This window comes from Arthrobacter sp. KBS0702 (assembly GCF_005937985.2).
Taxonomy (GTDB): domain Bacteria; phylum Actinomycetota; class Actinomycetes; order Actinomycetales; family Micrococcaceae; genus Arthrobacter.
This window is the reverse complement of record NZ_CP042172.1, coordinates 3,110,930-3,132,578: the sequence shown is the minus strand read 5'-3', so window position 1 is coordinate 3,132,578 and position 21,649 is coordinate 3,110,930. Positions and strand designations below refer to the sequence as shown.

Below are 21,649 nucleotides of genomic sequence, written 5' to 3'. Positions count from 1 at the left end.
AACTCCTTAGGTGAACCATGTCTGTACTGAACACCTCCCGCGGCGACACCGCCCGTGACACGGCCCTCGGCGCCGGACGCACGGCCCGCACGCCCGGCCCGCGGAAAGACTTCTCCGCCTGGGCCAACCGGCACCGCAAGTGGCTCTTCGCCGCACCGGCGATGATCTTCGTCGGCGTGCTGATCGTCTTCCCGCTGGCGTGGACGCTCTACCTGAGCCTCACCGACTCGCAGGGCTCGGTCCGCGCCGCCTCCGAGTTCGTCGGCCTCGAGAACTACCTGACGGTGCTCTCCGACGTAGAACGGTTCTGGCCCGCCGTCGGCCGCACGCTGAGCTTCACCGGCGTCGCGCTGGCCTGCGAAGTTGTTCTGGGCATGGGCATCGCCCTGCTGCTGTGGCGCCCATTCCGCGGCGAAAAATGGGTGCGGGTCGCCATCCTGCTGCCGCTCGTCGCCACCCCCGTGGCCGTCGGCATGATGTGGCGGCTGATCTTCGACCCCAACATCGGCTTCGTCAACCAGCTCCTCGGCATGATCGGCATCCCCCCGCAGCCGTGGCTCTCCGGCCAGGACACCGCGCTGGGCACCACGATCTTCATGGACATCTGGCAGTGGACCCCCATGGTGGTGCTGATCCTGCTCGCCGGCCTGACCTCGCTCTCCGAGGAACCGGACGAGGCAGCCCGGATGGACGGCGCCAACGCCTTCCAGCGCTTCTTCTTCATTACCCTGCCGCTCATGATGCCGACCGTGATCGTCGCCATCCTGCTGCGCGGCATCGACGCCCTGAAGACCTTCGACATCCTCTACGCCACCAAGGGCAAGGGCGGCGGCTCCTTCCACGAGGTGGAGACCCTCAACGTCTACGCCTACGGCCTGAGCTTCGATTACAACCAGTACGGGCTCTCCTCCGCGGTGCTGATCCTGTTCTTCATGATCATCATCGGCACCATGTGGCTGCTGACCATGCGCAAGAAAGCGGTAAGCAAATGACCGTCCTGAACACGAACACCGAACACACCGGCACCACGGCGGCCGCCCGGCCCGCGCCCGCTCCGCGCCGCCGCAAGCCGCTGGCCAGCCGCGCCTACAAGGTGTTCCGGGTTGTTGCCCTGATCGCCGTCGTGCTGTTCCTGATCGCCCCGCTGTTCTGGATGCTGCTGGCCTCCTTCAAGACCAACGTGGACATCTACGACACGGCCAAGTCCTTCGTCTTCACCCCCACCGGCGAGAACTACGCCAACGTGCTGCAGCGCAACAACTACTTCGTCTTTATCTTCAACAGCTTCTGGGTGGCGTTCGTCTCCACCGCGCTGTCCCTGGTCCTCGGCGTCCCGGCGGCCTACGCGATGAGCCGCTTCACCATGCACCGCTCGGCCCTCGTGGTCCTGATGGCCCGTGTCATCCCCGGCGTCTCGCTGCTGGTGCCGTGGTACTACGTCTTCTCCAACCTGAAGATGGTGGGCGGCTTCGAGGTCCTCATCCTCAGCCACATGTTCGTGGCACTGCCGCTGATCGTGTACATCATGATGAGCTACTTCGATTCGCTGCCGCTGGAGCTGGAGGAATCCGCCCAGGTGGACGGGCTCACCCCGATCGGCGCGTTCCGGCGCATCACGCTGCCGCTGTCCGTCTCCGGCATCGCCACCGCCGGCATCCTGTCCTTCATCTTCTCGTGGAACAACTTCATGTTCGCGCTGGTGCTGTCCGGGTCCAAGACCAAGACGCTGCCGGTGGCGATCTTCGACTTCGTCTCCTACGCCAGCATCGACTGGGGCGGACTGATGGCCGCCGCCACGGTGGTCACCATCCCGATCATGATCATTGCGCTCTTCACGCAGAAGTACATCGTCTCCGGCCTCACCGCCGGCGCGACCAAGGGCTAGGCAGCATATGACACGCATCAGCAGGATTGAGACCTTCCTCGTCGCGCCGCGCTGGCTCTTCGTCCGGATCGAGACCGAGAGCGGGATCGTCGGCTGGGGTGAGGCCAGCTGCGAGGGGCGCAGCGAAACGGTCCGCACGGCCGTGGACCAGCTCTCCGAGCTGCTCATCGGCAACGACGCGCTCCGGATCGAGGACCACTGGCAGGTCATGACCAAGGGCTCCTTCTACCGCGGCGGACCCATCCTCGCCAGTGCCGTCTCCGGCCTGGACCAGGCCCTGTGGGACATCGCGGGCAAGCACTTCAACACCCCCGTGCACCAGCTCCTGGGCGGCCACGTCCGCGACCGGATCCGGATGTACGGCTGGGTCGGCGGGGACGAGCCCAACGAGGTGGCCGACCAGATCAGCGCCCAGCTGGAGGTCGGGCTCACCGCCGTCAAGATGAACGCCAGCGGCCGGATGAGCCCCATCGCCTCCGTGGCGGAACTCGACGGCGTCGTCCGCCGGGTCGCGGCCGCCCGCGAGGTCCTCGGGGACCACCGCGACGTCGCCGTCGATTTCCACGGCCGATTCAGCCTCGCCAACGCCCGCCGGGTGGCGCCGCTGCTGGAGCCGTACCGGCCGTTCTTCCTCGAAGAGCCGGTGGTCCCGGAAAACACGCACCTGCTGCGCGAATTCACCGCCAGCACCACGACGCCGGTCTCCACCGGCGAGCGGCTCTACAGCCGGCAGGAGTTCCTTCCCGCGCTGCAGGCCGGCATCGCCGTGGCCCAGCCGGACCTCTCGCACGCCGGCGGCATCACCGAGGTCCGCAAGATCGCCTCGCTCGCGGAGATCTACGAGGTCCAGCTGGCCCCGCACTGCCCGCTGGGGCCGCTGGCGCTGGCCGCCTGCCTGCAGGTGGGCTTCGCGACGCCCAACTTCCTGATCCAGGAACAAAGCATCGGCATCCACTACAACCAGGGCGCCGAAGTCCTGGACTACGTGGTGGACAAGAGCCCGCTGAAATTCGTCGACGGCCACATCGAACGGCTGACCGGGCCGGGACTGGGCATCGAGATTGACGAGGCCGTGGTCCGTGCCGCGGACAAGCGCGGCCACGCCTGGCGCGGCCCCGTCTGGCGCCACCCCGACGGTGCCTTCGCAGAATGGTGAACGACATGACCTCCGAGCCCACCCCCGGGGCCCTGCTGGCCGGGATCCGCGAGACCCGTCTCGTGGCGATCGTGCGCGGTACCAACGGCGGAGCCGCCGCCCAGGCTGCCCTCGCGGCCATGGCGGAAGGCTTCCGTTACGTCGAGATCGCCCTCACCACCCCGGATGCGCTCGCCGCGATCCGCGCCGTCCGGGCCGCGGCCCCCGCAGGCTGCTTCGTCGGAGCCGGCACCGTCCTGACCGCCGCGGACGTGGCGGAGGTGGCCGAGGCCGGCGGCCAGTTCATGGTGACGCCCGCACTGGCGAGCTCCATCCAGGAATCCGCACGCCTCGGCATTCCCGTCCTGGCCGGCGCGCTGACCCCCAGCGAGGCCTACGAGGCGATGAACCGCGGCGCCACCGCGGTGAAGCTCTTCCCCGCCTCGATCGGCGGCCCCGGCTACCTCAAGGCGCTCCGCGACCCCTTCCCCGGCATCCCGTTCATCGCGGTGGGCGGCGTCGGGCTGGACGAGGCCGCCGGCTACTGGGACGCCGGCGCGATCGCCGTCGGACTGGGCGGGCCGCTGTTCGGCGACGCAGGCTCGGGCGGGGACCTCGCCCCGATGAGAGAGCGGGCCCGGGCGTTCCTCGGCCTCGCCGCCGGGTACGGCCGGCCGGGAGCCGCGGAGCGGGCGCGATGACGGTTGACCTGCTCACGCTTGGCGAATCGATGGTCTCGCTGCGGTCGGGCGGGCCGCTGTCCGCCGGCGGCAGCCTGTCCATGCACGTGGCCGGGGCGGAGTCCAACGTCGCCGTCGGCGTCGCCCGGCTGGGCCACAGCGTCGCCTGGGCCGGCGTCGTGGGCGCGGACCCGCACGGCGAGTTCATCCTGCGGCAACTGCGCAGCGAGGGCCTCGCGGTGCAGCACCGGGTGGACGCCGGCCGCGCCACCGGGGTGATGTTCCTGGAGCGGCGCACCGCGGACATCAGCCGCGCCTTCTACTACCGCGCCGGGTCCGCGGGCTCCACAATCTGCCGCGAGGATGTGGACCGGGCCTTCGCCGCCGGCCCCCGGGTCCTGCACCTCACCGGCATCACCGTCGCCCTCAGCCCGGACGCGCGGCGCGCCGTCGAATACGCGGCCGCACGCGGTGCGGCCGAGGGCCTGGTGGTCTCCCTCGACGTCAACTACCGCAGCAAGCTGTGGTCCCGCGACGAGGCCCGCGCCGTCCTCATCCCGCTCGCCCGGCACGCCAGCGTCCTGGTGGCCTCCGACGACGAACTCGGCCTCGTTGCCGGCGGCGGCGGCGCAGCCGGCGGAACGGACCCGGACGGGGCCGAACTGGCCCTGGCTGCCGAGCTCCTGGGCCGCGGCGTGCAGGAAGTCGTGGTCAAGCGCGGCGCCGCCGGAGCCGGGGTGCACACCGCCGCCGGCCGCTGGGAAGCCCCCGCCGTCCCGGTGACCAGCATCGACACCGTCGGGGCCGGGGACGCCTTCACCGCCGGTTACCTTTCGGCCCTGCTCGACGGCGGCGACATCGCCGAACGCCTGCGGCGCGGCACCCTCTCCGGCGCCTTCGCCGTCAGCACCGCGGGAGACTGCGAGGGCCTGCCCAGCGCCGCGGAACTGGCACTGCTGGGCGCCGCGCCGGACGGCAGCACGCAGCGCTAAGACCCCAATCCGCCCCGGACCCCCCATCCCGATCGATACCGAAAGCCTGGACCCGCCGTGAAAATAATTGCCGCCGAAGTCTTCGTCACCAGCCCGTCCCGCAACTTCGTCACGTTGCGGATCACCACCGAGGACGGTGTCACCGGAATCGGCGACGCCACCCTGAACGGCCGTGAGCTGGCCGTCGCCGCGTACCTGAAGGAACATGTGGCGCAACTGCTGATCGGCAAGGACCCGCACCGGATCGAAGACACCTGGCAGTTCCTCTACCGCTCCACGTACTGGCGCCGCGGTCCGGTCACGATGGCCGCGATCGCCGCCGTCGACATGGCGCTGTGGGACATCAAGGGCAAGCTGGCCGGGATGCCGGTGTACCAGTTGCTGGGAGGCGCCTCCCGGAACGGGCTGCGCGCCTACGGGCATGCCTCGGGCTCGGACCTTGAGTCCCTGTTCGACTCGGTCCGGGAACACTTGGAACTCGGGTACAAGTCCATCCGGATCCAGACCGCCGTGCCCGGCATCAAGGCCGTCTACGGCGTCGCGGCCCAGGCGCAGGCCTCGGGGGAGCGGTATGACTATGAACCGGCCGGGCGTGGCGCGTTCCCGCAGGAGGAGGACTGGGACACCCGCGCCTACCTGCGGCACCTGCCCTCGGTGTTTGAGGCGGTCCGGAACGAGTTCGGTCCCGAGCTGCCGCTGCTGCACGACGGGCACCACCGGATGACCCCGATCCAGGCCGCGAAGCTGGGCAAGGCGCTGGAGCCGTACGACCTGTTCTGGCTGGAGGACTGCACCCCGGCAGAGAACCAGGAGGCGCTGCGCCTGGTCCGGCAGCACACCACCACCCCGCTGGCGATCGGTGAAATCTTCAACACCGTGTACGACTACCAGAGCATCATCAAGGAACAGCTGATCGACTACGTCCGGGCCGCCTCGACGCACTTTGGCGGGATCTCGCCGCTGAAGAAGGTGATGGACTTTGCCGCCCAGTACCAGATCAAGTCCGGCTTCCACGGGCCCACGGACATCTCCCCGGTCGGCTTCGCCGCGCAGCTGCACGTGGGCCTGGCCATCCACAACTACGGCATCCAGGAATACATGCAGCACTCCGACAAGACCAACGAGGTCTTCGAGCAGTCCATGACCTTCGTGGACGGCTACCTGCACCCGGGGGACAAGCCCGGCATCGGCGTCGAATTCAACGAGGAGGCCGCTGCGGCCTACCCGTACCAGCAGGCCTACCTGCCGTACAACCGGCTCGTCGACGGCACGGTTCATGACTGGTGATGGGCCACGATTGGTGAGCGGCCGCGGCCGGTGAGCGGCCGCTAAACCAATAAGGTCCCGGGCGGCGAGTCGATGCTCAGCCGCCCGGGACCTGGCTTGTTCGAGCCCCGAGCCTGGCGGCCCGGTCCCGCGGTGCGTCCGCCCTAGTGGACGAGTTCTCGGGTCATCCCGAAGGGAACCTGGTCGGAGAGCGCTGCCGTGTAGTGGCCCGGCTTGACGCGCGTCAGCAGGATGCCGTGGGTGCCCGTCAGCATGGCGAGCCGCTGCAGCCCCGGGACCGCGTCGTTTAGCCGTTCGTCGAGCAGCCGGCGGCTGTCGACCTGGATTTCAATGCACTCGCTTGCTGTCGTCATCGCACAGTCTTCCTGAAGGTGGTCGCCTTGGTGGCCAAGGGCTGAAGCGAGAGTAACGTCTGATTTAAACGTGAGTCAACTCACCACGCGGGGCGTCCCGGAACCGTGTCGATCCGGTCCGTTGCCCGGGCCGTGACTTGGCCGCGGCCCGGGCAACGGCGGAGGCTCCGCCCTAGGTCACCACCGTGAACCGGGCCTCCGGATGGCGGACACCGTTGACCTGCGGCTGAAGCGCGTGATCGCCCGGGTGGTGGACCCTGGTGGTCATCTGGCGGAAGGCGTGGCGCTTGGCGAAGGTCCTTGATTCGCCCGGACCGAGCACTGCGGTCCCGAGCTTGAACACTTTCTCCGCGGGGACGCCGTTGGCTTTCGCATAGTGCACGACGTAGTCGACGGCGATGCGGGCCTCGTCCGGGCCGGTGTTGGCGACGTCGAAATCGAAGCCGAGCTCCCCGGGAAGCTCAACGACGCTGCGGTCCAGCCGGGGCCGGGTGACCGCGAGCGACGCCGGCGGGAACCCCAGCAGCTCCAGCGCCCCGGGATGGGCCTTCTTGACCAGGGTCCGCAACCCGTGGCGCACCACCCGCGGCGTGTTCGCGTCCGGAGCCGCCATCCAGCGGGCGGCGGTGGCCACCACGTCGTCCGGTGCGTGCCGGGCCAGGTCGTTCAGGTGGTTGGCGACCGACCGCCGGACATCCTCGACCGGGTCGCGGTACAGGGCGTCCAGGATCGGCAGGGTTGCCGCGGGACGGGCCGTGATCTCCGGAACCCGGATGGCCCACGGCAGGTAGGCCCTGGTGCCCTCGCTGGCCAGCCGGCGCACGTGCCAGTCCGGATGTGTCGTCCAGGCCTGGATGATTCCGAGCGCCCGGTCCAGATCGGCGGCGAGGAGCCGACGGATCGCGAATTCGCCAGTAAGCCGCGGCGTCAGCTCGGCGAGCAGCGCCAGGCAGTCCTCGAAATCGCCCGGAGCCCTCCGCGCAAGGGCCAGCGTGGCCGCCGACTCGCTGACGGGCCAGATCATCCAGCCGGTAAAGGCCGGGTCGTCCAGCGCCCGCCGGACGATCGACGCGGCCTCCGCGTAGCCCCCGGGCAGGTCGGCCAGGAGGGCGCTGCTCAGGAGGTCGGTGCGTTCCCGCAGGCTCAGCGCGTCCAGCCGCCCGGCCGTCCCGGCAAGGTGCGGGAAGCGGAGGCCCGGTGCGGCCGCGGCAAGGATACGCTCCAACGAGCCGACCACACCCGGGTTGATCAGTTCATTCATCACGCCCATTGCTTCAGGCTACCGGCGGCAGGGGCGTGAGACTGCGGTCCGGCCCAAAACGCCCGGAGCGACGGAACCGGGATATTCTTCACGAGGGGAATGTCAGTCAACACACGGTGCAGAGGCGGATTCGGGAATGGCAGAGCAAGAAACCGGGAAATCGTCCGGCTGGTGGCGGGTCTTCCACGACAAGTTCGTGGTCGAAGAGCGCTACATGGACGTGGAGGCACGCAGGAACCTCTACCGGACCGCCGTCGGACTCATGGTCTTCGGTGCCGTGCTGTTCATCTTCATCCTGGTCAGTGTCCTGCAGCACGGGGGCATCAGCGTCGTCGACGAGCCGGTGCGCTCCTGGCTCGTGACGCTGCGCGGGGAGCCCACCACGACCATCATGATCATCCTGGCCATCGTCTTCGGCCCGATCGGGCTGCCGATCATCATCCTGGTGGTCACCGTAGCCTGGGGGCTGCTGGCCAAGCACGCGTGGCGGCCGATGGTCCTCGCCGGCGCCATGCTGACCGGCGTCATCCTGGCCCAGCTCATCGGCCGGACGGTTGAGCGGCACCGCCCGCCGGTGGACCTCATGCTCTTCGGGGCGGACTCCACCTTCTCGTTCCCCTCCGGCCACGTCCTGGGCGCGTGCGACTTCCTCCTGGTCACGACGTTCTTGGTCTTCTCGCGCCGCAAGAACCCAAAGGCCGCCGTGGTGGGCTTCGTGGTGGCGGGCATCGGGATTTTCTTCGCCGCCGTGAGCCGGCTCTACCTCGGTTACCACTGGACCACCGACGCCCTCGCTTCCCTGTCCATCTCCTTCGTGATCCTGGGCGCGGTGATCATGCTGGACACCTGGCGAACGGCCCGGATCCCCGGGGAGCAGGTCACCGGCGAACTCTCCAAGCAGGAGAGCGGCGCGGACTAGGCAACAACGGAATGAGGGGCGCGCGGCCGGTCAGCGCGCCCCTCGTCGTTTAACGCCTCGGCCTGCGCCGGTCCAGCTCCGCCCGGAGCAGCGCATTGGCCGCCTCCAGCTCCAGCACCTTGGCCACCCCGGCCAGGTTCAGGCCCTCCTCCAGGAGTTCGCCGATCCGCCGCAGCACCACCAGGTCCGTGTCGCTGTACTGCCTGGTGCCGCCCGCCGTACGGTCCGGCCTCAGCAACCCCTTCCGTTCGTACAGCCGGATGTTCTGCTGCCCGGTCCCGACCAGCTGCGCCACCACCGAGATCGCGTAGACCCCGACGTCTGCCCCGCGGTCAGCCATGGCGCCACCCCCTTCATTCGTCAGAAAATTTCCTCTTGCAGCAGTCTCGCACTGGTGCTATAAAAAATCTATATCCACCACCACAGATAATTGGGGGCTGGATAGTCAACAAGGATTCAGGAATCACTGTGATGAAGGAGTGGTAAATGATGTTGATGCGTACGGACCCGTTCCGTGAACTGGACCGGCTGACGCAGCAGGTTTTCGGAACGACGGCCCGGCCGGCCACCATGCCGATGGATGCATGGCAGGAGGACGGCGAGTTCGTCGTCGCGTTCGATCTTCCCGGCGTCAACGTTGACTCGGTGGACCTCGATATCGAGCGCAACGTCCTGACGGTCAAGGCCGAAAGGCGCGACCCGACGCAGCCCAATGTCGAGCTGCTGGCCTCGGAGCGGCCCCGCGGCGTGTTTAGCCGCCAGCTGATCCTGGGCGACACCCTCGACCTGGACAACGTCAAGGCCAACTACGCCGACGGTGTCCTGACCCTCCGTATCCCGGTGGCGGAGAAGGCCAAGCCCAGGAAGATCGAAATCACGCACAGCCAGGACAAGCTGCAGGAGATCGGGAAGTAACCGCGCCGGCCGGTGTGGGCGGCCGGCGCGAGCGGGGATCCGGCCGGACCCGGCCCAGGCCGGGGCGGCCGGATCCCCGACGGATCCCCGACGGAGGGGGTGGAATCATGAACCGTGACCCGCGTGGTTTCTACGCCGCCCTGCACGTCGCCCCGGACGCCACGCAAGCTGAGATCCAGCGTTCCTTCCGGGCACTGATGCGGCTCCGGCACCCGGACCGGGAGGCGTCCGCTCCCGTCGTGTCCGGCACCGCGCCCGACGGCGGGGACGAGGTCCGGCTCATCCTGGAATCGTTCGCCGTACTGAGGGATCCGAGGTCGCGGGCGGAGTATGACCCCGCTGCCCGCCCCGGAGACGCCGGGGCCGCCGGGACGGGAGGCCGGGACATCCCGGTCCGCCGCCACCGGGAGCGGGAACCGGTCCTGCGGGTGAGCCCGGTGCGGTGGGAACGGGGTCCTGAATGATCGCGGCGGCGGCAGCGCGGTGGCGCCGCACCAGGCAAGGAAGTCCAAGAGAAGGAGTACTGCCATGAGCGCATGGCGGCGTTACGATTCGCACCTGATGCCGGCGTTCCACGAACGGTTCGAGGAACGGTGGGGCGAGGGGACAGCGCCGTTCCTTGACCCCGAGGCCCACGAGTTGCCTCTTCCGCGTGCGCAGTGGATCAACGTGGACACCGGCGCTGCGCTGGCCGTAGTGCCGATCTGGTCCGCTGAGGACAGCCAGCAGCGCTCCTTCGGGGTGTTTTACCTGCCACCGGCCGGCGACATCTGGGTACTCCGGCCGGGCTTCACCGGTTACCTCGAGCCTGCGGCGGACGAGGCTGAGCAGCTGGTGAGCCTGCGGAATGACGCCTTCAAGAAGGCCGTGGCGCATGCCAAGGAATTCCTCCTGGGCCCGGAGGGCTCAACGTACTGAGCGAAGCCCGGTACAAAGCGGCCCGGGCCACCCCGACGCGCCGGTTGTGGCGCGGGCACCTGCCGGGGCCTAAAATCAATCAACCACCAGCGCAACTGCATAGGGGACCCGCCAATGAACGCTTCCGCCCACGATCTGGCTGCCCTGCTGCCTTCCGGGTTCACCATGGGGGTGGCGACCGCCGCGTTCCAGATCGAGGGGGCGCTGGACGAGGACGGAAGGGGTCCCTCGGGCTGGGACGTCTTTGCGGCCAGGCCCGGCACCATCGTCGAAGATCACAGCCCCTCCATCGCCTGCGACCACTACCACCGGATGCCCGAGGACGTGGCGCTGATGAAGGAACTGGGCATCGATTCGTACCGGTTCTCGCTGTCCTGGCCGCGTATCCAGCCCGGCGGCAGCGGTCCGGTGAATCCCAAGGGGCTGGACTTCTACGACCGCCTGATCGACCTGCTGCTGGCCAACGGGATCTCCCCGATGGCCACCCTGTACCACTGGGACACGCCGCTGGAGCTGGACGAGGCCGGCGGCTGGATGAACCGGGACACCGCCTACCGGCTGGGGGAATTCGCCGCCATTGCCGCCGCGGCCTACGGCGACCGGGTGGCTCGCTGGGTGACCATCAACGAACCCGCCACGGTGAGCGCCAACGGCTACATGCTGGGCGTGCATTCCCCGGGCGAAGCCCACATGCTCAAGGCGCTCCCGAGCGTCCACCACCAGCTGCTGGGCCACGGGCTGGCGATGCAGGCGCTGCGGGCGGCCAAGGTGCCCGGTGAAATCGGCCTCACCAACGTCTACTCGCCGATGGTCCCGGCCTCCATCAACCCGTTGGACAAGGTCAGCGCCGGGCTTATGGACATGGCCCAGAACCGCCTGTACGCGGACCCGGTGCTGCTGGGCAAGTACCCGGACGCCATCAGGGCCGCCACGTTCTTCTCCTCGTTCAGCCCGTCCAGCGAGGACATGGAGCTGATCTCGCAGCCCCTGGACTTCTACGGGCTGAACTACTACATGCCCACCCGGGTTGCCGCCGGACCCGGCGAGGGCACCGTGCCGAAGGGCATGGCCGAGGCCATGGGCAACGACCTCAACGGCGGCGGATCCGGAACGCCCTTCCACATCCAGAGCTTCCCCGACACCGAAATCACCGCTTACGGGTGGCCCATCAAGCCCGACTACATGGCCGTGGCGCTCGCGGAAATGGCCGAGCGCTACCCGGAACTGCCGCCGGTCTATATCACCGAGGGCGGCGCCAGCTTCGAGGATCTGGAGATCCACGACGCCGAGGGACGGCTCATCGTCCCGGATGAGCGCCGCGTGCGGTACCTCGCCGAGCACATCGGGGCCGCTATCGAGGCGACGTCGCCCGGGGGCGCCGCCGAGTCGATCGAGCTGCGCGGCTACTACGTGTGGTCGCTCCTGGACAACTTCGAATGGTCCGCCGGCTACAAGCAGCAGTTCGGCCTGATCCATGTGGACCGGGACACCATGGCCCGGACGCCGAAGGCCTCCTACTACTGGATCCGGGAGCTCATGGCGGCCCGGAATCGCGCCGCAGCCGGCGGGGCGGCGGACGCCGCAATACCCGACGCCGAAGCCCCCGCGGCCGAAGCCGGGACCGCGGCCGGGGGCTAGAGGAGCTCCAGCTCCTGCAGGCGCTTGGCCATCCCGGCGCCGTCGGGCGAATAGACCCAGGGGACCGTCGAGCCGGTGTGGTCGCCGTTTTCGGAGTGGCCGCCGGCCAGCACCGCTTCGCCGGTGGAGAGCTGGCGGATGCCGATCGCGGCCACCTGGTCGGCGTGGGCCTGGGCGAACTGCGAATAGATGGACTCGTCGTGCTGGCCGTTGTCTCCGAAGAGGAGCCAGCGCATGTGGGGGAACTCCTTGGCCAGCAGTTCCAGGTTCCGGCGCTTGTGGTCCTGGCCGCTGCGGAACCAGCGGTCGTGGGTGAGCCCCCAGTCCGTCAGCAGCAGGGTCCCGGAGGGGTACATGTTGCGGGTGATGAAGCGGGCCAGCGTCGGGGCCGCGTTCCACGGCCCGGTGGACAGGTAGATCACCGGCGCCTCGGGGTGTTCCACCAGCAGCCGGTCCATCAGGACGGCCATGCCCGGGGTGGCCATCCGTGCCCGTTCATTGAGCACGAAGGTGTTCCACAGCGCCAGGAACGGCCGGGGGAGTGCCGTGACCATGATCGTGTCGTCAATGTCGGAGACGATGCCCAGTGTGGTGTCCGGAGAAATGACGTAGATCTTTGCCTCCGCGGGCTCGGTCCCCTCGGCGCGCAGGACGGCGGTGTGCCAGCCGGGCGTGAGCCGAACCGGGACCACGGTGTCCACGATGCCGCCGCGGTCGGCGTTCACCCGGATGGTCGTGCCGCCGATCTCGATGTCCACCTCGACGAACTGGATCGGGACGGAGGTAAAGGCGCGCCAGCCACGGACATTCTGGTTGCCGTTCTGCGCCGCCTCCTCCGCCCGGCTGCCGGGGGTCGGCTTGCTGGTCAGCACCACGCGGCCCAGGATCCGGACCCACTCGGTGGAACCGTAGCCCTGATAGGCGATCGTTTGCGGGGCGAACTTCCAGCGCCTGGCGGCCTTGAGGCGGAGATGGTTCACGGTGTCCGAGACCCGGTGGGCCAGGCGGAACGCGTGGCTGCCCTGGACCCGATTGTTCGGGGCCGGGTAGTCCGAGTCCTTTTGCGGTGGTTCCTGCGACGCCATTTCCATACGTCCACTCTCCCACAGCAGGCAGAGCGGCCGGAGATTACGTCGGCGGATCAGCCGTTTGCCAGCAGCTCACGGAGCCGGGTGGCGTTGCGCACCGCGTTGCCGCCGCCGTCGTTGTTGAAGTACGCGTAGACGTCCCGGCCGGACGCCTGCCATTCGCGGATCCGGTCGGCCCACCAGCCCAGCTCCTGCTCGGAGTAGGACCCGGCGTAGAGGTGGTCCCGGTCCGGGCCGTGCAGCCGCACGTAAACGAAGGCGGCGGTGGCCCGCAGGATGCAGGGAAGCTGCGCCCCGCTCATCACGCAGTAGGCGGCGCCGTGCCGCTCCAGCAGCGCATACACCTCCGGGTGGTCCCAGCTGCGGTGGCGGAACTCCACGCTCACGCGGATCCACCGCGGCAGCGCAGCCAGGAAGTAGTCCAGCCGGGCGTCGTCGCGGGCGAAATCGGGCGGCAGTTGCACCAGCAGCACGGCGCGCTTGTCGCCGAGTTCGTGCCAGCACCGGGTGATCCGCTCCACCCAGGCTTCCGGACCGTACAGTTTTTTGCCGTGGGTCAGCCCCCGCGGCGCCTTGACGGACATGGTGAACCCTTCGGGCAAGCGGCGCTGCCAGCCGGCAAAGGATGACTCCCGGGGCCAGCGGTAGAAACTCGCGTTCAGTTCCACGGTGGTGAACCGGGACGCGTAGCGGGCCAGCCGGTCCCGGGCCGGCAGCCCCGGCGGGTACAGCACGTTCTCCCAGTGGTCGTAGCTCCAGCCGCTGGTTCCGATGTTCGCCGCCCCGCGGCCCGTTCCCTGTTCCGGCATGCTGGGATCCTAGCCCGCCGGCACGGCCTGGCCCATCCCTGGCGCCGGAATCCTCGTTGGCGGTGATGCCATGTGGCACTGTAAGACCCATGGCACGCATCGAGGATTACGCAATGGTCGGCGACCTGCATACCGCCGCACTGATCAGCACGGAAGGCTCCATCGACTGGCTCTGCCTGCCCCGGTTCGATTCGCCGGCCTGCTTCAATGCGCTGCTGGACAGCCCCAAGGCCGGCCGCTGGTTGCTCGCACCGGCCGCCGGCGGCGAATGCACCAGGCGTCGCTACCGCAAAAACACCCTCATCCTAGAATCCGAATGGGAGTCCGAGGACGGCAAGGTCAAGGTCATCGACTTTATGTCTCCCCGCGACGGCGCGGCGGACATCGTGCGGATCGTGGTGGGGATCCGCGGGACGGTTCGGATGCGGAGCGAACTGGCCCTGCGGTTCGACTACGGCCATATCGTCCCCTGGGTCCGTCACGACGAGCACGGGATCCACGCCGTGGCTGGCCCCGACGCCGCGTACCTCATGACCGAGGCGCCGCTTCGCGGCGAGCACATGCAGACAGCCAGCGACTTCACCGTCAAGGCCGGGCAGCGGGTTCCCTTTGTGCTGACCTGGGCCCCCAGTCACTTGGGACGCCCGCGCCGGGTGGACCCGGAAGGCGTCCTCGCGGCCACCGAATCGTTCTGGCAGGAGTGGTCGGCCAAGTGCAGGGTCACCGGCCCGTACCGCGATGCCGTGCTGCGCTCGCTGATCACGCTCAAGGCCCTGACGTTTGCTCCGACCGGCGGGATCGTGGCCGCCGTTACCACTTCGCTGCCCGAGGAGCTCGGCGGGGAACGCAACTGGGACTACCGCTACTGCTGGCTTCGGGACGCGACCCTGACGTTGGAGGCCCTGCTCTCCTCCGGCTACTCCGAGGAGGCAGGGGCCTGGCGGAACTGGCTGCTGCGGGCAGTGGCCGGAGATCCCGCGGATCTGCAAATCATGTACGGTCTGCATGGCGAGCGCCGGCTGCCCGAAATGACGCTGGACTGGCTGGCCGGCTACGAGGGGTCGAAGCCGGTGCGGATCGGCAACGGCGCGGCCGGACAACTGCAGTTGGACGTCTGGGGCGAGGTGCTGGACTGCCTCGCCCTGACGCGCACCGCGCTGCTGCGGGATGGCGACGATTCCTGGGACGTCCAAATCGCCCTGATGGAGCATCTGGAGAAAGCCTGGGACCGGCCGGACAACGGCCTCTGGGAAATGCGCGGACCGCGCCGCCACTTCACCCACTCCAAGGTGATGGCCTGGGTGGCGGCGGACCGGATGGTCAAGGGAGTCAGGGATTTCGACCTCCCCGGCCCCGCGGACCGCTGGGAGACCCTCCGCGACACTATCCACGCCGACGTGATGGCCCACGGATTCGACGCCGAGCGCAACACCTTCGTGCAGTCCTACGGCCGGCCGGAGCTGGACGCCAGCCTGCTGCTCATCCCGCGGGTGGGCTTCCTGGCGCCGGACGATCCCCGGGTGGTCGGCACCATCGACGCGGTGCAGCGGGAACTCACCCATGACGGCTTCCTGCTGCGCTACCGGACGGAGCAGAGCGACGACGGGGTACCGGGCGGCGAGGGCGTGTTCCTTGCGTGCTCCTTCTGGCTCGTGGACGCGCTGATCGGTGCCGGCCGCCGCCGGGAGGCCACGGAGCTGTTCGAACGGTTGCTGGCGTTGCGCAACGACGTCGGACTTCTCAGCGAGGAGTGGGACGTCCAAGAGGCGCGGCAATTGGGGAACATGCCCCAGGCCTTCAGCCACTTCGCCCTGGTACGCAGCGCACTCCAGTTGCAGGCGGACGGCCACTGAGCGGTGGCCCGGCGCCGGCTGGCGGCGGCGTTATCCGCCGGGCCCGGACCCGTCGCCGGACTTTCTTCCAGAGCTTAGATAAGTATACTTACTAATATCCCCGCACGGGGTGCAGGATTGAAGGAGTATGCAATGGCTGGATATTTCGAGCTCGTGGATGCGCCCGACGGCGGTTACCGGATTCGGATGATGGACGCTGCGGGCGACCTGATGGCCGTCTCCGTCACGTTCCCCACGAAGCGGGCAGCCGTGGCGGGCATCGCCCAGGCCCGGGAGATCGCCGGAACCGGCCTGATCAGGGACCGCAGCGGCGACAGCCAGTCCGCTGTGATGGCGTCCCTGGCGAAGCGGCGGACCGGCGGCGGCACAGGCCGCGGCTCCTCGCTCTCGGGAGGCACCCTGGCGGCCACGAAGCGCACCCGTGCCCACCACTGACGCTGCCCGCACCGCCAAGCACCCGGGGGCGGTCCTCTTCGACGTCGACGGGACGCTGGTCGACTCCTCCTACATCCACACCCTCGCGTGGTGGCAGGCGTTCCGGCAGGCCGGCTATGACGTCCCGATGGCAAGCATCCACCGCTCGGTGGGAATGGGCGGCGACAGAATCCTTGACCACCTGCTGCCGGAAGACCGCGATCCCGACGGCGACGCCGACATCATGACCTCCCATGCCGCCGTGTTCTCCACCTTCTGGCCGTCGCTCCGACGGCTCGACGGCGCCCGGGACCTGCTGGCGCAATGCTTCGACACCGGCCTCGCCGTCGCCCTCGCGTCCTCGGCACGAGACCGCGACTTGGAGATTCTCCGCGCCACCATCGACGCCGACGCCTACATCCACGCCGCCACCAGCTCCGCCGACGCGAAGGAAAGCAAGCCCGCGCCGGACATCCTCGCCGCTGCGCTTGAGGCCGTGGGTGTGGCCGCCGAGAATGCGGTCTACGTGGGCGACGCCGTTTGGGACATCTACGCTGCCGGCGCCTTGGGCATCCCGGCCATCGGACTCACCTGCGGCGGCACCAGCGAAGCCGAGCTCCGCGAAGCGGGCGCCGTGGACGTCTACGAGAGCCCGCGGGCGCTGCTGGACAACCTGGCCGGCAGTGCCATCGGCAGGCTGGCCGCGCGCGTTCGCGGCAACTGACGACCCCGGCCCGCACCGCCGGCCCCCGCGCCCGATCCTCCCCCCGCTGTTCCCCTCAGACCGCGACCGAAAGGCAAGCACATGAAGGCACTTACTTGGCAGGGCAAACGGTCCGTAAGCGTGGAAGAAGTCCCGGATCCGGTGATTAAGGAACCCACCGACGCGATCGTGCGCATCACCTCGACGGCAATCTGCGGCTCGGACCTGCACCTTTACGAAACCCTCGGCCCCTATATGCACAAGGGCGACATCGTCGGCCACGAGCCAATGGGCGTCGTCGTGGAGGTAGGCAGCGCCGTCACCAACCTGGCCAAGGGAGACCGCGTGGTCATCCCGTTCAACATTTCCTGCGGCCACTGCTTCATGTGCCGCCAGGGCCTGCAGTCCCAGTGCGAAACGACCCAGGTCAAGGAGAAGGGCTCCGGCGCCGCACTCTTCGGCTTCTCCGAGCTGTACGGCTCCGTGCCGGGCGGCCAGGCCGAATACCTGCGGGTTCCGCACGCCGACTACGGCCCCATTAAGGTGGGCGCCGACCTCCCGGACGAGCGCTACCTCTTCCTCTCGGACATCCTGCCCACGGCCTGGCAAGGCGTGAAGTACGCGGACGTGCCCGACGGCGGCACCCTCGCGGTGCTGGGCCTGGGACCCGTGGGACAGTTCGCCTCGCGGATCGGCAAACACTTCGGCCTGCGCGTCATCGGCGTGGACCCGGTGCCGGAGCGCCGGGCGATGGCGGAACGGCACGGCGTCGAAACCCTCGACTTCTCCAAGGGCGTGGCCGATGAGCTGCGCTCGATGACCCAGGGCCGCGGCGCCGACTCGGTGGTGGACGCGGTCGGGATGGAGGCCCATGATTCGCCCGTGGCTGCCTTCGCCCAGCACGCGGCCGGGCTGTTGCCGGACAAGCTGGCCCAGAAGGCCTTCGAGACCGTCGGAGTGGACCGGGTGTCCGCCCTGCACACGGCGCTTGATGCGGTCCGCCGGGGCGGCACCGTCTCGCTGAGCGGAGTCTACGGCGGCACCGCGACCCCGATGCCCCTGATGCACATGTTCGACAAGCAGATCCAGCTGCGGATGGGCCAGTGCAATGTGCGACGCTGGACCGATGACCTGCTGCCGCTGGTCGAAGCCGACGCCGACCCGCTGGGCGCCATGGACCTCGTGACCCACCAGGCCAGCCTGGACGAGGCCCCCGCGATGTACGAGAAGTTCCAGAAGAAGCAGGATGGCTGCATCAAGGTCGTCCTGAAGCCGTAGGTGCTGCTGCCGGTCGGTCCCCCGGGGCCGACCGGCAGCGGGACTGACCTTGAAAACACGTAGGAACGCGGGCGGATATGCCGAAAGACTGTCCTGTCACTCGTTCCTGGATTGGGATATGCTCCTGAAATGGCACCGCGAAGTTTCCTTCAATGGCCGGTTATCCGGCAGCTGAGCACGGGCGACCTGCTGGGCCGCGGGCCGTCCGTTACCTCGCCCCGGACCCAGGCGATCGCGCCGCGCACCGCCACTGCGGACCGCGTCGTGCAGAGCGTCTGCCCTTACTGCGCGGTCGGCTGCGGACAGCGCGTCTACGTCAAGGACGAGAAGGTTGTCCAGATCGAGGGCGACCCCGATTCGCCCATTTCGCGCGGCCGGCTATGCCCCAAGGGCTCCGCCAGCGAACAGCTGGTTAACTCTCCGGGCCGGCAGACCAAGGTCCTGTACCGTGCCCCGCGCGCCAAGGAATGGCAAAGGCTGGACCTTTCCACCGCCGTCGACATGATCGCCGACCGGTTCATCGAAAGCCGGCGCAGGACCTGGCAGCAGGAAGATGACGAAGGTCGCCTGCTGCGGCGCACCATGGGCATCGCCTCCCTCGGCGGCGCCACCCTGGACAACGAAGAGAACTACCTGATCAAGAAGCTCTTCACCGCCGCCGGGGCGGTACAGACGGAGAACCAAGCCCGTATATGACACTCCGCCACGGTTCCCAGTTTGGGAGCCTCGTTTGGACGCGGTGGTGCAACGCAATCACTGCAGGACATGGCCAACGCCGACTGCATCATCATTCAGGGATCCAACATGGCCGAGTGCCATCCGGTCGGATTCCAGTGGGTGGCGGAGGCGAAGGCACGCGGGGCCAAGGTCATCCACATCGACCCCCGGTTCACGCGCACCTCGGCGGTCGCTGACAAGCACCTGCCGATCCGGGCCGGTTCCGACGTCGTGCTCCTAGGTGCCCTCATCAACTACGTCATCGCCAATGACCTGTGGTTCAAGGAGTACGTGAGCGCGTACACCAACGCGGCCACGCTGGTCCATGAGGATTACCGCGACGCCGAGGACCTGGGCGGCCTGTTCTCCGGGTTCGATCCGGAGAAGGGCGCCTACGACAACTCGTCCTGGGCCTACGAGGAGGCCGAGGACGGCTCCATCGGCGAACCGGCCGGTCCTGAGCACGGCGCAGAGGCCGGCGCCCGGGCCTCCGGTGATACCTTCGGCAGCGGCGGCCCGCCGCTCGAGCACGCCGAGGTGCTGCGGGACGACACGCTCCAGAATCCCCGGACCGTCTTCCAGATCGTGAAGCGGCACTACGCCCGCTACACCCCTGAGATGGTGCGCGACATGTGCGGCATCAGCGAAGCGGACTTTGCCTACCTGGCGAAGACAATCACGGAGAACTCCGGCCGCGACCGGACCACTTGCTTCGCCTATGCCGTGGGCTGGACCCAGCACTCCCTGGGAGCGCAGTTCATCCGCGCCGCCGCCATCCTCCAGTTGCTGCTGGGGAACGTGGGACGCCCCGGCGGCGGAATCATGGCCCTGCGCGGCCATGCCAGCATCCAGGGCTCCACCGACATTCCCACGCTGTTCAACCTGCTGCCCGGCTACCTGCCGATGCCCAGCGCCGGGCGGCACGACACCCTGGAGGAGTACCTCGAGGCGAACGCCTCGAAAAACCAGAAGGGATTCTGGGCCGACGCCGACGCATACACCATCAGCCTGCTCAAGGCCTGGTGGGGTGACGCGGCGACGGCGGACAACGACTGGGCGTACGACTACCTGCCCCGCCTGACCGGTGCGCACGGGACCTACGAGACCGTCATGAGCATGCTCCGGGACGAGGTGGAAGGCTACTTCCTGCTCGGCCAGAACCCGGCGGTCGGCTCGGCCCACGGCCGGATGCAACGCCTCGGCATGTCCCACCTGAAGTGGCTGGTGGTCCGCGACCTGAACATGATCGAGTCGGCGACCTGGTGGAAGGACGGCCCGGAAATCGAATCCGGGGAGCTCCGCACCGAGGACATTGAGACCGAGGTCTTCTTCCTGCCGGCGGCAACGCACGTGGAGAAGGCCGGGTCCTTTACCCAGACCCAGCGGCTGCTGCAGTGGCGACACCAGGCGGTGGCACCGCCGGGCGAGTGCCAGAGCGAACTCCAGTTTTTCTACGAACTGGGGCACCGGATCCGGCAGAGGCTTGCCGGTTCCCAGGACGAACGGGACCGGCCGCTGCTGGACCTGACGTGGGACTACCCCACTGACGACCACGGCGATCCGGACCCCGAGTCGGTGCTTGCCGAAATCAACGGCCGTCACCTGACCGGCCCCGACGCGGGCAAGCCACTCTCCGCCTACACCGAACTCCGCGCCGACGGCTCCACGACGGCGGGTTGCTGGATCTACACCGGCGTCTACGCCGAGGGGATCAATCACGCCGCCAACCGAAAGCCGGGCCAGGAGCAGGGCCCCGCGGCCCCCGAGTGGGGCTGGGCGTGGCCGGCCAACCGGCGGATCCTGTACAACCGGGCCTCCGCCGACCCGGACGGCAAGCCGTGGAGCGAACGCAAGAAATACATCTGGTGGGACGAGGAGCAGGGCAAGTGGGTCGGCGACGACGTCCCGGACTTCCCGCCGACCCTCGCCCCCGGCAGCAAACCCGACCCCTCGGTGGGCGGTCCGGCCGCGCTCAGCGGAGACGATCCGTTCATCATGCAGTCCGACGGCAAGGGCTGGCTGTTCGCGCCGAAGGGACTCGTGGACGGTCCGCTCCCGACCCACTACGAGGCGCAGGAGTCGCCAGTGGCCAACGGGCTGTACCCGCAGCAGCAGAGCCCGGCACGCCTGAAGTACCCCCGGAAGGACAACCTCAGCGCGCCCAGCGCCGGCGACCCTGGCGCTGACGTCTACCCGTTCGTGTTCACCACGTACCGGCTCACCGAGCACCACACGGCCGGTGGCATGAGCCGCTGGCTGCCGTACCTCTCCGAGCTGCAGCCGGAGATGTTCTGCGAGGTCTCGCCCGAACTGGCCGCCGAGCGCGGGCTGGAGCCGTACGGCTGGGCCACCATCATCTCGGCGCGCTCGGCCATCGAGGCGAAGGTGCTGGTCACGGAGCGGATGACGCCGCTGACCGTCGGAGACCACACCGTGCACCAGATCGGGCTGCCCTATCACTGGGGCGTCGGGAGCAGCGCCGTCGTCAGTGGCGACGCTGCCAACGACCTGCTGGGCGTTACCCTCGACCCCAACGTCCAGATCCAGGAATCGAAGGTGGCCTCCTGCGACATCCGCCCCGGGCGCAGGCCGCGGGGACCGGAGCTGCTGGCGCTCGTCGCCGAGTACCAGGCGCGGGCAGGGCTCACGGTGCAGACCAGTAACAGCACGGTGACCCATCCGGCCGCCGAGGGCGAACACCCGGGCGGGCAGACGCCGTGATCCCCGCCCCGAACGCAGCACATCTTGCCCGGTCCGGGTGGCGGCACATCGCCGCCGTCCGGACACCGACCCGACGTTGGAGG

At 68.7% G+C, this 21,649-nt stretch carries 21 protein-coding genes; 16 read left to right on the top strand and 5 right to left on the bottom strand.

Annotated features, from left to right (window positions below; all coding sequences use genetic code 11):
* Nucleotides 1-17: 17 nt before the first annotated feature.
* From FFF93_RS14465 to manD, 6 genes are read left to right on the top strand one after another with little or no spacing between them, the layout of a single operon-like run.
* Nucleotides 18-992: a carbohydrate ABC transporter permease gene (locus tag FFF93_RS14465; protein WP_261375168.1), complete on the top strand. Its 975-nt coding sequence runs from the start codon at nt 18-20 to the stop codon at nt 990-992.
* Complete coding sequence (locus tag FFF93_RS14460; RefSeq protein WP_138768296.1) at nt 989-1,885, top strand: carbohydrate ABC transporter permease; 897 nt, start codon at nt 989-991, stop codon at nt 1,883-1,885. Before FFF93_RS14465 ends, FFF93_RS14460 begins: the two co-directional genes overlap by 4 nt.
* A 7-nt stretch (nt 1,886-1,892) precedes the next feature.
* On the top strand, nt 1,893-3,041 hold the full coding sequence (gene dgoD / locus FFF93_RS14455) for a galactonate dehydratase (protein ID WP_138768297.1): 1,149 nt from the start codon (nt 1,893-1,895) through the stop codon (nt 3,039-3,041).
* A gap of 5 nt (nt 3,042-3,046) precedes the next feature.
* The gene (locus tag FFF93_RS14450; protein ID WP_261375165.1) at nt 3,047-3,721 is read left to right on the top strand and encodes a bifunctional 4-hydroxy-2-oxoglutarate aldolase/2-dehydro-3-deoxy-phosphogluconate aldolase; all 675 of its coding nucleotides are present in this window, start codon (nt 3,047-3,049) and stop codon (nt 3,719-3,721) included.
* Nucleotides 3,718-4,692 carry a sugar kinase gene (locus FFF93_RS14445; protein ID WP_138768299.1) on the top strand — a complete coding sequence of 325 codons (975 nt, stop codon included), beginning with the start codon at nt 3,718-3,720 and terminating at the stop codon, nt 4,690-4,692. Before FFF93_RS14450 ends, FFF93_RS14445 begins: the two co-directional genes overlap by 4 nt.
* A 57-nt stretch (nt 4,693-4,749) precedes the next feature.
* Nucleotides 4,750-5,979 carry a D-mannonate dehydratase ManD gene (gene manD / locus FFF93_RS14440; RefSeq protein ID WP_138768300.1) on the top strand — a complete coding sequence of 410 codons (1,230 nt, stop codon included), beginning with the start codon at nt 4,750-4,752 and terminating at the stop codon, nt 5,977-5,979.
* A 143-nt stretch (nt 5,980-6,122) separates the two neighbouring features.
* On the opposite strand, the gene FFF93_RS14435 is transcribed toward manD, so the two are convergent.
* Complete coding sequence (locus FFF93_RS14435; RefSeq protein ID WP_138768301.1) at nt 6,123-6,332, bottom strand: hypothetical protein; 210 nt, start codon at nt 6,330-6,332, stop codon at nt 6,123-6,125.
* 172 nt (nt 6,333-6,504) lie between these two features.
* Complete coding sequence (locus FFF93_RS14430; RefSeq protein WP_138768302.1) at nt 6,505-7,602, bottom strand: DNA alkylation repair protein; 1,098 nt, start codon at nt 7,600-7,602, stop codon at nt 6,505-6,507.
* 127 nt (nt 7,603-7,729) lie between these two features.
* Here FFF93_RS14430 and FFF93_RS14425 point away from each other — a divergent pair, with 127 nt between their 5' ends.
* Nucleotides 7,730-8,512 carry a phosphatase PAP2 family protein gene (locus FFF93_RS14425; protein WP_138768303.1) on the top strand — a complete coding sequence of 261 codons (783 nt, stop codon included), beginning with the start codon at nt 7,730-7,732 and terminating at the stop codon, nt 8,510-8,512.
* A gap of 49 nt (nt 8,513-8,561) precedes the next feature.
* Here the strand turns inward: FFF93_RS14425 and FFF93_RS14420 are convergent, their stop codons facing one another.
* Entirely contained in the window at nt 8,562-8,852 is a 291-nt protein-coding gene (locus FFF93_RS14420; RefSeq protein ID WP_138768304.1) for a MerR family transcriptional regulator, read from the bottom strand.
* A gap of 149 nt (nt 8,853-9,001) precedes the next feature.
* Here FFF93_RS14420 and FFF93_RS14415 point away from each other — a divergent pair, with 149 nt between their 5' ends.
* From FFF93_RS14415 to FFF93_RS14400, 4 genes are all read left to right on the top strand, one after another.
* Nucleotides 9,002-9,427, top strand: coding sequence for an Hsp20/alpha crystallin family protein (locus tag FFF93_RS14415; protein WP_138770359.1), 426 nt, complete (start codon nt 9,002-9,004; stop codon nt 9,425-9,427).
* Nucleotides 9,428-9,534: 107 nt separating this feature from the next.
* On the top strand, nt 9,535-9,891 hold the full coding sequence (locus tag FFF93_RS14410; RefSeq protein WP_138768305.1) for a J domain-containing protein: 357 nt from the start codon (nt 9,535-9,537) through the stop codon (nt 9,889-9,891).
* A 64-nt stretch (nt 9,892-9,955) separates the two neighbouring features.
* On the top strand, nt 9,956-10,345 hold the full coding sequence (locus tag FFF93_RS14405) for a hypothetical protein (protein ID WP_138768306.1): 390 nt from the start codon (nt 9,956-9,958) through the stop codon (nt 10,343-10,345).
* A gap of 114 nt (nt 10,346-10,459) precedes the next feature.
* Nucleotides 10,460-11,983 (top strand): glycoside hydrolase family 1 protein, encoded by a 1,524-nt coding sequence (locus tag FFF93_RS14400; protein WP_138768307.1) that lies wholly within the window; start codon nt 10,460-10,462, stop codon nt 11,981-11,983.
* Here FFF93_RS14400 and FFF93_RS14395 read toward each other — a convergent pair.
* A complete protein-coding gene (locus FFF93_RS14395) occupies nt 11,980-13,074 on the bottom strand; it encodes an App1 family protein (RefSeq protein WP_186372168.1) in 1,095 nt (364 codons plus the stop codon). The two genes, FFF93_RS14400 and FFF93_RS14395, sit on opposite strands and share 4 nt — an antisense overlap.
* A 50-nt stretch (nt 13,075-13,124) precedes the next feature.
* Complete coding sequence (locus FFF93_RS14390) at nt 13,125-13,880, bottom strand: DUF72 domain-containing protein (RefSeq protein ID WP_138768308.1); 756 nt, start codon at nt 13,878-13,880, stop codon at nt 13,125-13,127.
* Between the two features lie 89 nt (nt 13,881-13,969).
* Between FFF93_RS14390 and FFF93_RS14385 the strand changes: the two genes are divergently transcribed.
* From FFF93_RS14385 to fdh, 5 genes are all read left to right on the top strand, one after another.
* Nucleotides 13,970-15,733 carry a glycoside hydrolase family 15 protein gene (locus tag FFF93_RS14385; RefSeq protein ID WP_138768309.1) on the top strand — a complete coding sequence of 588 codons (1,764 nt, stop codon included), beginning with the start codon at nt 13,970-13,972 and terminating at the stop codon, nt 15,731-15,733.
* A 132-nt stretch (nt 15,734-15,865) separates the two neighbouring features.
* Complete coding sequence (locus FFF93_RS14380; RefSeq protein WP_138768310.1) at nt 15,866-16,168, top strand: hypothetical protein; 303 nt, start codon at nt 15,866-15,868, stop codon at nt 16,166-16,168.
* Nucleotides 16,155-16,871 carry an HAD family hydrolase gene (locus FFF93_RS14375; protein ID WP_138768311.1) on the top strand — a complete coding sequence of 239 codons (717 nt, stop codon included), beginning with the start codon at nt 16,155-16,157 and terminating at the stop codon, nt 16,869-16,871. The genes FFF93_RS14380 and FFF93_RS14375 overlap by 14 nt, the downstream gene beginning before the upstream one ends.
* A gap of 81 nt (nt 16,872-16,952) precedes the next feature.
* Nucleotides 16,953-18,128, top strand: a complete 1,176-nt coding sequence (locus FFF93_RS14370; RefSeq protein WP_138768312.1) for a zinc-dependent alcohol dehydrogenase — start codon at nt 16,953-16,955, stop codon at nt 18,126-18,128.
* 129 nt (nt 18,129-18,257) lie between these two features.
* The gene (gene fdh, locus FFF93_RS14365; protein ID WP_144766430.1) at nt 18,258-21,566 is read left to right on the top strand and encodes a formate dehydrogenase; all 3,309 of its coding nucleotides are present in this window, start codon (nt 18,258-18,260) and stop codon (nt 21,564-21,566) included.
* The last annotated feature ends 83 nt before the right edge of the window (nt 21,567-21,649 follow it).